Source organism: Streptomyces sp. MMS24-W38, from assembly GCF_059889265.1.
The window spans coordinates 5641331-5656083 of record NZ_JCBCPP010000001.1 but is presented as its reverse complement, the minus strand read 5'-3'; the positions used below and the strand labels follow the sequence as shown (position 1 = coordinate 5656083).

Annotated in this window: 13 protein-coding genes; 2 read left to right on the top strand and 11 right to left on the bottom strand. The window is 72.5% G+C overall.

The genetic code is table 11. The features are described 5' to 3' along the window. Window positions 1-275 precede the first annotated feature (275 nt). The 9 genes from AC6F7H_RS24690 to AC6F7H_RS24650 all read right to left on the bottom strand — a co-directional run bounded on the left by AC6F7H_RS24690 (window position 276) and on the right by AC6F7H_RS24650 (window position 12776). Window positions 276-1094 (bottom strand): TrmH family RNA methyltransferase, encoded by an 819-nt coding sequence (locus AC6F7H_RS24690; protein ID WP_500759126.1) that lies wholly within the window; start codon window positions 1092-1094, stop codon window positions 276-278. An 89-nt stretch (window positions 1095-1183) separates the two neighbouring features. Beyond that, on the bottom strand, window positions 1184-2443 hold the full coding sequence (gene cobA, locus AC6F7H_RS24685; protein ID WP_500759125.1) for a uroporphyrinogen-III C-methyltransferase: 1260 nt from the start codon (window positions 2441-2443) through the stop codon (window positions 1184-1186). A 139-nt stretch (window positions 2444-2582) separates the two neighbouring features. After that, the gene (gene cobT / locus AC6F7H_RS24680; RefSeq protein WP_500759123.1) at window positions 2583-6440 is read right to left on the bottom strand and encodes a nicotinate-nucleotide--dimethylbenzimidazole phosphoribosyltransferase; all 3858 of its coding nucleotides are present in this window, start codon (window positions 6438-6440) and stop codon (window positions 2583-2585) included. 381 nt (window positions 6441-6821) lie between these two features. Beyond that, window positions 6822-8033 carry a precorrin-6y C5,15-methyltransferase (decarboxylating) subunit CbiE gene (gene cbiE / locus AC6F7H_RS24675; protein WP_500759121.1) on the bottom strand — a complete coding sequence of 404 codons (1212 nt, stop codon included), beginning with the start codon at window positions 8031-8033 and terminating at the stop codon, window positions 6822-6824. A gap of 154 nt (window positions 8034-8187) precedes the next feature. Next, on the bottom strand, window positions 8188-8829 hold the full coding sequence (locus AC6F7H_RS24670; RefSeq protein ID WP_500759120.1) for a GNAT family N-acetyltransferase: 642 nt from the start codon (window positions 8827-8829) through the stop codon (window positions 8188-8190). Window positions 8830-9012: 183 nt separating this feature from the next. Continuing rightward, the gene (locus AC6F7H_RS24665; protein ID WP_500759119.1) at window positions 9013-9846 is read right to left on the bottom strand and encodes a MetQ/NlpA family ABC transporter substrate-binding protein; all 834 of its coding nucleotides are present in this window, start codon (window positions 9844-9846) and stop codon (window positions 9013-9015) included. Window positions 9847-9909: 63 nt separating this feature from the next. Beyond that, window positions 9910-10647 (bottom strand): methionine ABC transporter permease, encoded by a 738-nt coding sequence (locus AC6F7H_RS24660; protein ID WP_500759118.1) that lies wholly within the window; start codon window positions 10645-10647, stop codon window positions 9910-9912. Then, a complete protein-coding gene (locus tag AC6F7H_RS24655) occupies window positions 10644-11717 on the bottom strand; it encodes a methionine ABC transporter ATP-binding protein (protein ID WP_500759116.1) in 1074 nt (357 codons plus the stop codon). Before AC6F7H_RS24655 ends, AC6F7H_RS24660 begins: the two co-directional genes overlap by 4 nt. A gap of 408 nt (window positions 11718-12125) precedes the next feature. Next, window positions 12126-12776 (bottom strand): HAD-IA family hydrolase, encoded by a 651-nt coding sequence (locus AC6F7H_RS24650; RefSeq protein ID WP_500759115.1) that lies wholly within the window; start codon window positions 12774-12776, stop codon window positions 12126-12128. A 69-nt stretch (window positions 12777-12845) separates the two neighbouring features. Here AC6F7H_RS24650 and AC6F7H_RS24645 point away from each other — a divergent pair, with 69 nt between their 5' ends. Continuing rightward, window positions 12846-13205 (top strand): hypothetical protein, encoded by a 360-nt coding sequence (locus AC6F7H_RS24645; RefSeq protein ID WP_500762029.1) that lies wholly within the window; start codon window positions 12846-12848, stop codon window positions 13203-13205. Between the two features lies 1 nt (window position 13206). Next, complete coding sequence (locus AC6F7H_RS24640) at window positions 13207-13623, top strand: hypothetical protein (protein WP_500759113.1); 417 nt, start codon at window positions 13207-13209, stop codon at window positions 13621-13623. Window positions 13624-13633: 10 nt separating this feature from the next. Here AC6F7H_RS24640 and AC6F7H_RS24635 read toward each other — a convergent pair whose 3' ends face one another. Both AC6F7H_RS24635 and AC6F7H_RS24630 read right to left on the bottom strand, forming a co-directional pair. Beyond that, window positions 13634-14131: a GNAT family N-acetyltransferase gene (locus AC6F7H_RS24635; protein ID WP_500762027.1), complete on the bottom strand. Its 498-nt coding sequence runs from the start codon at window positions 14129-14131 to the stop codon at window positions 13634-13636. Between the two features lie 57 nt (window positions 14132-14188). Then, window positions 14189-14692, bottom strand: a complete 504-nt coding sequence (locus AC6F7H_RS24630) for a sigma-70 RNA polymerase sigma factor region 4 domain-containing protein (RefSeq protein ID WP_500759111.1) — start codon at window positions 14690-14692, stop codon at window positions 14189-14191. Window positions 14693-14753: the final 61 nt, after the last annotated feature.

The following is a 14753-nucleotide window of genomic DNA, read 5'->3' as shown; positions in this document are numbered from 1 at the left end:
TGGTCCGGTCCCGGGAGGCCCCCGCGGCCGGAGGCCGCTATGGACACTGCCCTCGCGACCTGGCCATATGGGTGTGGCCAGAGGCGACGGGGAGGCCCTGAACCATCACACCGGTGGAGCGGGGGCCCCGCGCGCCGACGCCGTACCCGGCGTCCCGGATCGCACGCTCACGCCAGCCCAGCCTGCCCGGGGCACCACAGGCTCGCGAACGAACCACCACACGATCGAGCTGACGCGGCCTCGGGCGCACTCCCCGGCGAGCGGTTACCAACCCCTCACGGGGCTGGCCGGCCCGTCGCCACCGCGTAGAAGGCGACCGCGGCCGCGGCGCCCACGTTGAGGGAGTCGACGCCGTGGGACATCGGGATGCGGACCCGTTCGTCGGCCGCGACCAGGGCCTGGGTGGACAGCCCGTCGCCCTCCGCGCCCAGCATGAGGGCGACCCGGTCCATCCGGTGCGGGGCGGCCTCGTCGAGGCTTCGGGCCTTCTCGTCGGGTGTCAGGGCAAGGAGTGTGAAGCCCGCCTCGCGGACCGTTTCCAGGCTCTTGGGCCAGTTGTCCAGCCGGGCGTACGGCACGGAGAAGACCGCGCCCATGGAGACCTTGACACTGCGGCGGTAGAGCGGGTCCGCGCAGTCCGGGGAGAGCAGGACGGCGTCCATGCCGAGGGCCGCCGCCGAGCGGAAGATGGCCCCGATGTTGGTGTGGTCGTTGACCGACTCCATGATCACCACCCGGCGGGTGGTGCGGAGGAGTTCGGTCGCCGTGGGCAGTGGCTTGCGCTGCATGGAGGCGAGTGCGCCGCGGTGCACGTGGTAGCCGGTGACCCGTTCGGCGAGTTCTGAGCTCACGGCGTAGACCGGCGCGGGGATTTCGTCGATGACGTCGCGCATGACGTCGACCCACTTGGCCGAGAGCAGCATGGAGCGCATCTCGTAGCCCGCTTCCTTGGCGCGTCTGATGACCTTCTCGCCCTCGGCGATGAACAGGCCCTCGGCGGGTTCGCGTGTGCGGCGCAACTCCACGTCGGTCAGGCCCGTGTAGTCGTGCAGGCGCGGGTCGTCGGGGTCCTCAAGGGTGATGAGATCGGCCACAGGGGTGATACTGCCTTGTCCTGGATGGGGTGCCAACGGCCGGGACCGGCCGCGTTACCAAGGGTTACTTTCGGATGGGCCGCCCGGGGTCACCGCGAGGCCCGCGAAGGCTTCGGAGCCTGCGCGGACGGGGGGCCGACGTTCACGACCTCCCCGATGACGATCACCGCCGGCGGTTTGACCTCCTCGGCGCGGACGGTCTCGGCGACCGTGGCGAGGGTGGCGTCGACGCGGCGCTGCGCGGCCGTGGTGCCCTCCTGGACCAGGGCGACCGGGGTGTCCGGGGACCTGCCGTGCGCCACGAGGGTCTCGGCGATCCGGCCGATCTTGTCGACACCCATGAGGACCACCAGGGTGCCGGTCAGCTTCGCCAGGGACGGCCAGTCGGCCAGGGAACGCTCGTCGTCGGGCGCGACATGGCCGCTGACCACGGTGAACTCATGGGCCACACCGCGGTGGGTGACCGGAATCCCGGCAGCGCCCGGCACCGAGATGGAGCTGGAGATGCCGGGGACGACCGTGCACGGGATGCCCGCCTCGGCGAGCGCCTGAAGCTCCTCCATGCCGCGGCCGAAGACATACGGGTCGCCGCCCTTGAGCCGGACCACCGACTTGCCCTGCCTGGCGTGTTCGATCAGCGCGTTGTTGATGGCCTCCTGCGCCATGAACCGGCCGTACGGGATCTTCGCCGCGTCGATCACCTCGACGTGCGGCGGGAGTTCGGCCAGCAGGTCGCGCGGGCCGAGCCGGTCGGCGATGACGACGTCCGCCTCGGCGAGCAGCCGGCGGCCGCGCACGGTGATCAGGTCCGGGTCGCCGGGACCGCCGCCGACCAGGGCGACGCCCGGGGTGCGGGTGCGGTGGTGCGGGGCGACGAGGGTGCCGTCGCGCAGGCCCTCGACCACGGCGTCACGGATGGCGGCGGTGCGGCGGGGGTCGCGGCCCTTGGCGTCCGTGGTGAGGACGGCGACGGTGACGCCCTCGCTGTGCCCGGTGGCCGGGGTCCAGGCGGTGGCCCGGTCCGCGTCGTCGGAACGGACGCACCAGACGCGGTGGCGTTCCGCCTCGGCGGAGGCCCGGGTGTTGGCCTCGTCGTCGCCGGTGGCGATCAGGGCGTACCAGGCGTCCGCGAGGTCGCCCTCGGTGTACCGGCGCCGCTGCCAGGTGATCTCGTCGGCGTCCGCCATCGCCTCCACCGACGGCGTCGCCTCGGGGGAGATCAGAAGGATGTCGCCGCCGGCCGCGATGAGGGCGGGCAGACGGCGCTGGGCGACCTGGCCACCGCCGAGCACGACCACTCGACGGCCGGTGAGGCGGAGGCCCACGGGGTAGGCGGGGTGTTCGGCCATGAGGTGCGGCTCCTCGTACAGGCGGCGTGCGCGGGCGCTACGGCACTGGAGCGGCCCTGACGTGCGGTGTGCGGATGGGGACTTCAGCGTACGGCGGGGGCGGGGCGGCGGTCGCCGCCCCGCCCCCGCCGGGTGCCTGCTACTTCTCGGTGACGCCCGCCGAGTCGAACGTCGCCACCTCGTGCATGGCGCGCGCCGTGCTCTGCACCATCGGCAGTGCGAGCAGCGCGCCCGTGCCCTCGCCGAGGCGCAGGTCGAGGTCGACCAGCGGGCGCAGACCCAGTTTGTTGAGGGCGGCCACGTGGCCGGGCTCGGCGCTGCGGTGTCCGGCGATGCAGGCGGCCAGCACCTCGGGTGCGATGGCACGGGCCACCAGGGCAGCGGCCCCGGCGCTGACGCCGTCCAGGATCACCGGCGTACGCAGCGACGCGCCACCGAGGAGCAGGCCGACCATGGCCGCGTGCTCGAAGCCGCCGACGGCGGCGAGGACGCCGAGGGGGTCGGCCGGATCCGGCTGGTGCAGTTCGAGGGCACGGCGCACGACCTCGGTCTTGCGGACCAGGGTCTCGTCGTTGATGCCGGTGCCCCGGCCGGTGACCTCCGCCGGGTCCGCGCCGGTGAAGACCGAGATCAGGGCGGCGGACGCGGTGGTGTTGGCGATGCCCATCTCACCGGTGAGCAGGGCCTTGTTGCCGGCCGCGACCAGGTCGCGGGCGGTCTCGATACCCACCTCGATGGCCTGCTTGGCCTCCTCGCGGGTCATCGCGGGGCCGGCGGTCATGTCGGAGGTTCCGGCCCGGACCTTGCGCGGCAGCAGCCCGGGGGTGGCCGGAAGGTCGGAGGCCACGCCCACGTCGACGACGCAGACCTCGGCGCCCACCTGGCTGGCGAAGGCGTTGCAGACCGCTCCCCCACCGAGGAAGTTGGCCACCATCTGGGCGGTGACCTCCTGCGGCCACGGGGTGACGCCCTGGGCGTGCACGCCGTGGTCGCCCGCGAAGACCGCGACGGCCGCGGGTTCCGGGACGGGTGGCGGGCACTGGCGGGACAGCCCGGCCAGCTGTGCGGAGATGATCTCCAGCATGCCGAGCGCGCCGGCCGGCTTGGTCATGCGCTTCTGCCGCTCCCACGCCTCGCCGAGCGCCTTGGCGTCCAGCGGACGGATCTGCGCGACGGTCTCCGCGAGCAGGTCGTGCGGGTCCTCGCCGGGCAGCGCACGCCTGCCGTAGGTCTCCTCGTGCACGACCCAGGACAGCGGGCGGCGCTTGGACCAGCCCGCCTGCATCAGCTCGGGCTCGTCCGGGAACTCGTCGACGTAGCCCACGCAGAGGTAGGCGACGACCTCGAGGTGCTCGGGCAGGCCCAGCGCGCGGACCATTTCGCGCTCGTCGAAGAAGCTGACCCAACCGACCCCGAGTCCCTCGGCGCGCGCGGCGAGCCACAGGTTCTCGACGGCCAGCGCGGAGGAGTACGGCGCCATCTGGGGCTGGGTGTGCCGGCCCAGGGTGTGCCGGCCGCCGCGGGTCGGGTCGGCGGTGACGACGATGTTCACCGGGGTGTCGAGGATGGCCTCGATCTTCAGTTCCTTGAACTGCTTCGCCCGGCCCTTGGGCAGGGACTTGGCGTAGGCGTCGCGCTGACGCGTGGCCAGTTCGTGCATGCCGCGCCGGGTCTCGGCGGAACGGATGACGACGAAGTCCCAGGGCTGCGAGTGGCCCACGGAGGGCGCCGTGTGGGCGGCCTCCAGGACGCGGAGCAGGACCTCGTGCGGGATGGGGTCGTCGCGGAAGCCGTTGCGGATGTCGCGGCGTTCCCGCATGACCTTCAGTACGGCCTCGCGCTCGGCGGCGTCGTAGCCGGGGGCGGGAGGACCGGCGGGCGGTGCGGCGTCGGGCACTCCGGCGCCCTGGGTGTCCAGGTCGTCCGGGTTCTGGGCGGGTTCGTTCTGCTCGGATTCGTTCTGCGCGGGTTCGTTCTGCGCGGGTTCGTTCTGCGCGGGTTCGTTCTGCGCGGGTTCGCTCTGCACCGGCTCGTTCTGGGATGGCGTGGTGGGCACCGCGCCGGTGTCGGCGGCGTCGGCCGGGCGGGGTGCGGGCACCGGGGTGGCGGCTTCCGGCGCGGGCTGTTCCTCGGTGGGGAGGGTCAGGGGCTGCGGCGGCGTCGGCGCGAGGTGCGGGGTGGCCGGGACGCTCCCCTCCACGGAGACGAACTCTTCCGGCGTCTGCTCCGGCTGGGCCTCCGGGAGAACAGTGCCGTCGGGGGCCTGCCCGGGTCCGGCGGGAGGGGCCGCGTCCGGGGTGGGGGCCTCGGCGCCCGAGGGGGCCGGGGACCCGGGAAGCGGCGCCCACGCCTCCTGGACGGACGGGGCGAAGGGGGCGGTCGGAGCCTGGGGCTGGGTCTGGGCCTGCTGCGGTCCCTGGACCGGGGACACGACCGGGTGGTGCCCGCTGTTCAGGTTCTCGGCGGCCGGCTCGGCCTCCGCCCGCCGGAGAAGCGGTTCGGCTGCCGCGACGGGAGTGGGCTCCGCGTCAGGGGCGGGTGCGGCGGTCTCGGGGGCCTCGGCCGTCTCCGCCGGGCCGGGAGCGGGCGCGGGAACCGGCTGCTCCGTTTCCGTCGCGGAGATGTGCCCGGGTGCCGGAACGCCGTCAGCGGCAACCAGCGGTACGGAGGCTGACGCCTCATCGTTCCCGACAGCGGTCATGGCAGGGGCGGCCACGTTCGGGGTGGCCAGGTCGGCGACCGGGCCGTGGGGCTCGTGGGCCCCGGCGTCCGCCTCGTCGGTCGCCGCGGGGACGGCGGCGTCGCCGGTCGTCGTCCCCGCCTCGGGGGCGGCATCCGCTGCGCCCGCGGCGGGTCGGTCGGCGTCGGGGGTGACGCTCTCCGGCGTCCGAGCGGTCACGGACTCATGGTCCGAAGCTCCCGGCACCACGGCAACGACGGGGGTGGACGCCTCCTGTCCCGCGACATCGACCCCGGCGGCCACGGCGTCGGCCGCCTCGGCGGCGTGCCCGTCGCCAACCGGTGCCGGAACGGTCCCGGCGCCCTGACCGGCCTCCGGGGCGACGGGAGGTACGGCGTCCGCGGCAGGGTCCGTGCCGGACCCGTTCGCATCGGCCGCCGTCGGCGCGGGCGCACTTTCAGCACCCTCAGCACGCTCGGGGTCCTGCGCCCCCTCTCCGGAACCGGTGTCCGTGCCGGAGGCCCCCGCCTCGCTCTGCCATGCCTCCGCGGCCGCTGCCACCACTGGCGCAGGTGTCTCCGGCGCCGCAGGCGTCTCCGTTTCCGCAGGCGCCGCCGGGGTCTGCGCCGTCGCCGCCGGCACAACGTCCTGCGGCGCGACCTGCGCCCCGGCGGTGGCGCCCGCCTCCGTCGAGACGCGGGCGACGAGCGCCTGGGCGGCGCCCACCGGCCGCGGCGACGGAACAACCGTTTCCGCTTGGGCCGCCGCGCCCGCGCCCACCGGCGTCGGGGCGCCCCAGGGCTCCGCCGCCTGCGGGGCCGCCTCCCGGGGTCGCGGCACGTCGAGGTACTCGGGGCCGACGGTCGGCGGGCCGACCTGGCGCACCGGCACGTCGGCCGGGCCGCGGTCGGCGAGCGAGCGGACCGGGCCGGTGGTGGCACTGGGGATGGGCGGGCCGAGGTGCAGCGGACGGCGCGGCGCCGCCGGTGCCGCCGACTCGCGCGTGAACGCGCGGCCGGGTGCCTGCGCCCGCTCCGGTTCGGGGAGGCGGACACCGCCGAGGTCGACCGAGCCGGTGTCCCGGCCGGCCGTCTCGTGCGGTCCCGGCTCGTGCACGGTCTCGAAGACCGGCTCGGGCGCGGGTGGGGCGACCTCGTTGCCCCAGGCGCTCTGGGCACCGGGCAGCAGCAGCTCTTCGTCTTCGGCGGAACTCTCGGAGAGGTAGGTGTACGGGTCGGGCGCGGGGACGCCCGGCTGCTCCACCATGCCTGCGTTCTCCGGCAGTCCCTCGCCCGGGACCTGGCCGGTGTCGGTCATGCGTACCCCTCGCCCATCGGTTAGTGCTCCTACGACCAGCTCACCCGGAACGGCGCACCGACCGCCCCACACTGAAGAACGAGCGTGCGTCCCCAGCGGCACGAACGGCCTGCCGAGAAAAGGCGACAAAGCCATTCACTGGCATTGTCGCTGCCGTACTGCCGTCGCGTCAGCTTGATCGACGACGGTTCCGCTGTGGACTGCGCCACTTTGCGCGTCCTTGGGTCCTGCCGTACCACACACACCGCAAAACGGGCGCGTTTTCGGGACATCGGCCGACGAATCGGCGAGCGTCCGAGTTGCGGTACAACGATCGGCCAGCCTACCGCGAGCGGTACGACAACCCGATCACGGGGACGGCATCGGAACCGGGCGGCGCGATCAGGGGGTGCGCGCGGGCAGTACACCGCTGAGCAGGAACGCGACGCTCCGCTCCGTCTCCGTCCAGGCCCGGGTGTCGAGTTCGACGGACTGCAGGAGGGCGCACTCGACGCCGTAGCCGTGTTCCGTCAGTTCCCGGCCGATGCGTTCGGCCGCGTCGCGGGTGGCGGCGTGCGTGACGATGCGCTGCGGGCGGCGGTCGGCGACCGCCGTGACCACGGCCGCTCCCCCGCCGCCGACCCGGACGACGTCCGGTTCCGGGAGGTCCTCCAGGACGTGCGGGGCGGTGCCGTGCACGATCTGGAGCTGGACGCCGTACCGGCGGGCGGTGGACTCGGTGCGCGCGCAGGCCAGCGGGTCGCTGTCGACGGCGATGACCGCGGCGCCGGCCCGTGCCGCCTCGGTGGCGAAGGCACCGCTGCCGCAGCCGATGTCCCACACGAGGTCACCCAGCCGCGGTCCGAGCCGGGCGAGTTGGGAGACGCGCAGCGGCTCCCGCTCGCCCTCGCCGAGTTCACCGCCGTAGGCCTCGGCCGGCAGCGACCAGCCGCGCGGGCCGGCGGCGGGGTCGCGCCCGGCGATCCAGCCGCCGGACCCGCCGGCGGCGGCCGGGCCACCGATCACGATGACGACGTTGGGGTCGCGCCAGGTGTGGTCGGCGGCCTTGTCGGAGGTGACGACGCTGACCTGTTCGCGAGCGGTGCCGAGTTCCTCGCAGATGACGAAGGTGCGGTGGACGCCCTCCATGAGCAGGCCCAGTTCGGCGGGGCCTGCGCCGGGAGAGGTGAGAACCGCCACTTTGGTGTGAGCTCGGCATACGTTCACCGCGCGTCGCAGGGTTCGGGGGTGTGCGACGACCACCTGTGCGTCGTCCCAGGGCATTCCGGCCCTGGAGAAGGCGGCGGCGACCGAGGAGACGGCGGGGACGACCTCGACCTCCAGGCCGAACTCGGGTGCGCGCAGGGTCCGTACGACGCCGAAGAAGCCGGGGTCGCCGTCGGCGAGGACCACCGCCGTGCCGCGGTGGCCGGCGACCCGGCGGGCGGCCAGGACGGCACTGCCCAGCCGGACGCGCTCGGCGCCCGCGGGTACCTCGGGGAGTTCCAGATGGTGCGGGGCGCCTGCCACCAGGGTGGCGGCGCCCAGTGCGGCGCGGGCCGCTGCGGTCAGCGGCGAACCGTCCCAGCCGATCACCGTGACCCGGTCGGCCATCGTCGTCAGTCTCCTGGGTTGTGCGCGGGTCGTCTGGGGGTGTGAGCGGGTCCGTCGTCGGCCGCTCCGCCCGCGGACGGGCGGGCTTGGTGAGAGTACCTGGTACGGCCATGCAGTGGGTGGACGGTACCGCCGGCCGCGGGTTCGCGGAGGGTCAGCTCCAGTCGGTGAGGGCGGTGAACTCGCCGGTGTCGGTCAGGGACCCGGACGCGCCCTCGAGGTCCTCCGGCAGCAGGCTCCAGACGATGAAGTCGGTGCGCACGTCCGTCCAGCCGCCGTCCTCGGTGCGGACGTGGGCTATGCAGGCGTTGCGCAGGACGCCCTCACTGATGCAGCCGATCTTCTGGGCGACCTGTTGCGAGGCGGTGTTGTCGGCGGCGGTGCGCAGCTCGACGCGTTCCAGCTTCTGGTCGCCGAAGAGCCATTGGGCGGTGGCGAGCGCGGCCTCGGAGGCGTACCCCTCGCCCCGTGCCCAGGGGGCGACGATGTACGACAGTTCGGTGGACCGGATGTGCCAGTCGGTGCCGGTGAGCCGGATGACGCCGACCAGGCGCTGGGTGAGGAACTCGGTGACGGCGAGGTCGAGTCCGCGTCCGGCCATCCGTTCGGCGGGGGCCTCCTCGGTGATCCAGGTGCGGACGGCCGGTTCGGTGAAGGGCCGGGGAACATCGGTCCAGGCGGCGACCTGTTCGTCGTTCATCATCTCGGCCAGGGCGGGGACGTCGTCCTCGTCGAGGGGACGCAGCACCAACCGCTCCGTGCTGATGGAGATGTTGGGGAAGGTGCTGCTCGTCATGCGCCGCTCCGTAACCTTCGAAACCTTCGGAACCGTCAGGTCCTGCTGAACTGCCCAGCATGCAGCATGAAAGCACCGAACCGCACCACGGGGGCCACTCCGTGTACCGGAGTGGCCCCCGTGGGTGCCGGACGGGTCGTGCGCGTGGTGCTCGCGGTGCGCGCGTCCCCCGGATCAGCCGAATCAGAAGGAGGCGACGACGGAGCCGTCGTACTTGTCGTCGATGAACTTCTTGACCTCGTCGGAGGTGAGGAGCTCGGCGAGCTTCTTCACGCGCGGGTCGTTCTCCTGGCCCTTCTTGACGGCGAGGAGGTTGCTGTACGGGTTGCCCTTGGCGGTCTCCAGGACGAGGGCGTCCTTCGCGGGGTTGAGGTCCGCCCCGATGGCGTAGTTGCCGTTGACGACCGCGGCGTCGACGTCGTCCAGCGAGCGCGGCGTCTGAGCGGCCTCCAGTTCCTTGAACTGGAGGTCCTTCGGGTTCTTGGTGATGTCCGACAGCGCCGCCGAGGCACCGGCGTCGTCCTTGAGGGTGATGAGCCCGTTGGCGGCGAGCAGCTGGAGGGCGCGGCCTCCGTTGGAGGTGTCGTTGGGGATGGCGACGGTCGCGCCGTTCTTCAGCTCGTCGGCCTTCTCCACCTTGTTGGAGTACAGGCCGAGCGGCTCCAGGTGCACATCGACGACGGGCACGACGTGGGTGCCGTTCTCCTTGTTGAATTCGTCGAGGTACGGCTGGGTCTGGAAGAAGTTGGCGCCGACCGAGCCGTCCTCCGTCGCCGTGTTCGGCGTGACGTAGTCGGTGAACTCCTTCACCTCGAGGTCGAGCCCGGCCTTCTCGGCCAGGTTGTCCTTGACGAAGGTGAGGATCTCCGCGTGCGGCACGGGGGTCGCGGCGACGACCAGCGGGCCGGAGCTGTCGGAGGCGGCGTCGGCCTCCTTGTCCGAGCCGCAGGCGGTGAGGCCGAACGTGAGGGCTCCGGCGGCGAGGACGGCGGTGGTGATCTTGGCGGTGTTACGCACGAAAAGTGCCTTTCCTGTGGGTGGTGCGGCCCCGTCTCAAGAGATACGGGGAGTCTGAGGGGGTCAGGCGGTCTTGCCGGCCTCGGCCGTCGCCGGCTCCTTGGCCTTGAGCAGCCGCAGCTTCGGCGCGGCGCCCGGGCGTCCGCCGCGGTGGTGCAGGGAGCGGGCCGCGTAGTCGCCGGCGAACTGGATGAGCGAGATGACCACGGCGAGGATCGCGACGGTGATCCACATCAGTCCGCCCTCGAAGCGCTGGTAGCCGTAGCGGACGGCGAGGTCGCCGAGGCCTCCGCCGCCCACGGTGCCGGCCATGGCCGAGTAGCCGAGGAGGGCGATGATCGTGGTGGTGGTACTGGCGATCAGCGAGGGCAGCGCCTCGGGCACGAGGACCCTGCGGACGATCGTCCAGGTGTTGCCGCCCATGGCCTGCACGGCCTCGACGAGTCCGTGGTCCACTTCGCGCACGGCCGTCTCGACGAGCCGGGCGAAGAAGGGGATGCCGCCGATGGCGAGCGGCACGATCGCGGCCTCGCTGCCGATGGTCGTCCCGGTGATCCAACGGGTGAAGCTCATCAGGGCGACCATGAGGATGATGAACGGCATCGAGCGACCGACGTTCACGACCTGGCCGACCACCTTGTTCACCACGGTGTTCTGCAGCAGCCCGCCCCGGTCGGTGAGGACGAGCAGGATGCCGAGCGGAAGGCCGCCGACGACGGCGATCAGGGTGGACCAGCCGACCATGATCAGCGTCTCGACGGACGCCTGCTCGAGCAGCGGCTGCATCTGGGACCAGGTCACTTGGCCGCCTCCTTCACGAGGGTCCGCGCGCCCGGTTCCGCCTGCGCGGCCTGCGCCGCCCGCGCGGTCTGCTCGACGACGTCGATCTGCAGCCCCTGCTCCCGCAGGAAGCCGACCGGCACGACGTTGTCCTCGTAGCGGCCAGGGAGTTCAATGCGCATCCTGCCCACCTGGAGACCTCCGACGGTGTCGATGGCGGCACCGAGGATCGATATGTCGATGTTGTAGGTGCGGGCCAGCTGGGAGATGACCGGCTGGGTCGCGCTCTCGCCCTGGAAGGTGACGTCCAGGACGGTGCGGTTGTCGTCCGAGGCCTCACCGGCGACCGGGAACAGCGCGGAGGCCAGTTCGGAGCCGGGGGTGGCGAGGAGTTCGGTGACCGTGCCGGACTCGACGATCCGGCCCTTCTCCATCAGCGCGGCCGAGTCGCAGATCGTCTTCACGACGTCCATCTCGTGCGTGATGAGCAGGACGGTCAGGCCAAGCTGGCGGTTCAGGTCGCGCAGCAGCGCCAGGATCGAGCGGGTGGTCTCCGGGTCGAGAGCGCTGGTGGCCTCGTCGGACAGCAGCACCTTCGGGTCGCCGGCCAGCGCGCGGGCGATGCCGACACGCTGCTTCTGGCCACCGGAGAGCTGGGCGGGGTAGGCCTTGGCCTTGTCGGCGAGGCCCACCAGGTCGAGCAGTTCCAGCGCCTTGCGGGAACGTTCCTTCCCCGACTGTCCGAGGATCTCCAGCGGCAGTTCGACGTTGTCCTGCACGGTGCGCGAGGAGAGCAGGTTGAAGTGCTGGAAGACCATGCCGATACGGCTGCGCGCCCGCCGCAGTTCCCGTCCGGCGCGCGGGCCGCGCCCGGCCAGGGCGGTGAGGTCCTGCCCGGCGACGGTCACGGTGCCCGAGGTGGGGCGCTCGAGCAGGTTGACGCAGCGGATGAGCGAGGACTTCCCGGCGCCGGACTGGCCGATGACGCCGTAGACCTCGCCTTCGCGGACGTGCAGGTCGACGCCGTCCAGGGCGGTGACCTCGCGTCCGCGGGAGCGGTAGACCTTGGTGAGGCCCGAGGTGGTGATCACGTGAACATCCGTCACTGTCGAGTGCGCGACACGTCGTGGCGCCGGCACGAGGCATTCAGGGTCGAAAGCAGCCCGTACGCGGCACGGCTTCTCCCGAGCGCGGTGGAGGTGAACCGTGGAGAGACGTGCGCGGGGGCGTGGTTCCGTCGTGCATGCGGGACCCGGGGGACACGCGGACGGACGGGAACCGGCTCTCGCTTCGGGGCGCGAGGCTCAAGTGGTGCGGGGGCCCTCTAGAAGGCGCGCATTCGGAGCGGACACATACAACCGGCGCCGGGCTGCATGTGCACCTCGGTCGCGGGGCTGCGGTCGCTCATCGTGGTCATGCGGCCAGTAAAGCAGACCTTTACCGCTGACCGGACACCCTTGTCCACATTCTGGACAGCCGTGGACGCGAGTGACCGCACGTCAGGGGCGTACGGCGATCTCCACTCCCGCGTCCGTGACCAGTGCGGACAGGGCCGACAGGTCCTTCACCACCAGGTCGGCGGTCAGCTCGTGGGCCTGGTGGGTTGTGGCCAACGCCACGGTGGTCATGCCGGCGGCCCGGCCCGCCTGGAGCCCGGCGGGGGCGTCCTCGAAGACGACGCAGTGCGCGGGGTCCACGCCGAGCGTCCGGGCGGCGAGCAGGTAGGGCTCGGGGTCGGGCTTGCCCCGGGTGATGTCGTCGGCGGCCACCAGGGTCTTGGGCAGGATGCCGGCGGCGGCGAGGCGGGCTTCGGCCAGCCGCCGGGTGGCGGAGGTGACGACGGCCCAGCACTCGGCCGGCAGCACGTCGAGGAAGTCCCGGGTGCCCGGCAGCAGAACGGCCCCGCCGTTCGGCACGTCCTCCACCTCCAGGTCCTCGATCCGCGCGACGGCCTCCGGCACGACGTGGGCGGGCAGCAGGTCGGCGGCTATCTCGACGGCCGGCCGGCCGTGCAGCTCCACCCGCCCGAACTCCTCGGCCGTGATCCCGTACTCCACGGCCCACCGCGTCCAGCAGCGCCGCACGGATTCGAGGGAGGACACGAGGGTCCCGTCGTTGTCGAACAGGAGAGCTTGCGCATGGATGGTCATGCCATCGACCATACGGTGCGGACGGGGCCGGGCACGGTGGGGCCGTTCCGGCGTAATAAGGTCGCTGACATGCTTGATGTCCTGACGCTGACGACCGGCGTCGCCGCGCTGCTGCTCGCCGCCTGGTGCGGCTGGGCCGCCTACCGTGATCAGCCGACGAAGGACTGGCATTTCATCGGTATGGCCGTGGTCACGCTGCTGACGCTGGTTCAGCTGATCGTCGGGATCGTGCAGCTGGCCCGGGGCGAGAAGCCGGAGCAGGGGACGACGATCTTCCTCGCGTACCTGCTGGGCTCGTTCGCGTGCGTCCCGGCGGCGGGCTTCATGTCGCTGGCCGAGCGCACCCGGTGGGGCTCGATCACGGTGGCCGCGAGCGGTGTCGTCCTGGCCGTGCTCGAGGTCCGGCTCTATGACATCTGGGGGAGCTGAGATGGCCGCGACGGAACGGAAGCCGACCGGGGCCCGGTTGATCGGCGGGCCCGGTCTGCTGCTGGTGTGGCTGTACGGGGTGATGGTCGTCGGCGCCGTGTCGCGCTCCGCGTACCAGATCGCCACCGAGTTCGACCGGGCACCGCTCGCCTACTCGCTCTCGGCGATCGCCGGGGTGGTCTACGGATTCATCACGTACACCCTGGTGCGCGGCGGAGAGACGGCCCGCAGGGCGGCGCTGGTGTGCTGCGCCGCCGAGCTGGTGGGCGTCCTGACGGTCGGCACCTGGACCCTGGTCGATCCGTCCGCCTTCCCCGACGCGACGGTGTGGTCGGACTACGGGATGGGGTACCTGTTCATTCCCGTACTGCTGCCCCTCACGGCCATGTACTGGCTGCGCAAGGCGCGCACGGCGTAACGACCCCCGGTCAGGCGGTGGTCGCGTACGTCTCGGCCGACTTCTCCAGGACGATCTGCGGTACGCCGTCCGCGCCCCGGGACGTCCCGACCCGCTGGTAGCCGACCCGGCTGTACAGCTGGAGGTTGCTCTCGCTGCGGTGCCCGGCGTGCAGGCGGAAGGTCCTGGCACCCCGCTCGTCGGCGAGGGCGGCTTCGGCGACCCGCAGGAGCCGGGCGCCGATGCCGTGTCCCTGGAGGCGGGGGTGGACGCAGAGCTTGCCGATGGCCGCAGCGGTGTCCTCGGTGCTCCTGCCGTGCACCGAGCCGACGATCTCGTCACCGAGGCGGGCGACGAAGACCAGGTCGGCGGCGACCTCCTCGCGGACCGAGTCCAGACTCTGGACGAGCGGGTCGATGCGGTAATTGCCGTACAGCGCCGCTTCGCTCTGGAAGCACAGGTACTGCAACCTGAAGATCTGCTCGGCGTCCTGCTCGGCCGCCGCAGAGATGGTCACGCTCATGCCCATGTGCGCACGCCTCCCGCTCACCTGATCACCTGTGGTCCCTCACTCCTATCCCCGTCCTCAACGCGACGCAACCTCCGGCGCGAGCAATCGACGCAGACATCCCAGGCATCTGGAACGTTCCGGACCCAGGCTGCCCTGTGAGATACCCAACTCCCCCGCGATTTCCCGGTATGTCGGGTCATGCGGGGCCAGCAGCGCCTCCAGCAGCCGAGGACAGCGGCCGGGCAGCCGGCGCACCGCGTCCCGCAGGCCGCGGCGGCGGGCGGCGGCGACGGCGAGGAGTTCGGGATCGCGGTCGCGGGGGTCGCCGGGATCGACGGGGTCACCGGCCCACGGTCTCTCGTGCCGGACGGCGCGGCGGCTGCGACGGGCCTCGGCGCGGACGGCCCTGCGGAGCCAGTCCTGGGGGTCGCGCGGCGGGCCGTGGGCGTCGAGGCGTTCCAGGAGGCGCAGCCAGACCGCCTGTTCCAGGTCGGCGGGTTCGGCACCGGACGCGTACGCCTCGGCGGAGGCCTCCGCGGTGAGCAGCGGACGGAGAGCGGCGACCAGGTCACGGGTCATACGCACAACGACACGGCCGCCCCGGGCCCAGTTGCCCGGGGCGGCCGGAAATCATCCTGAA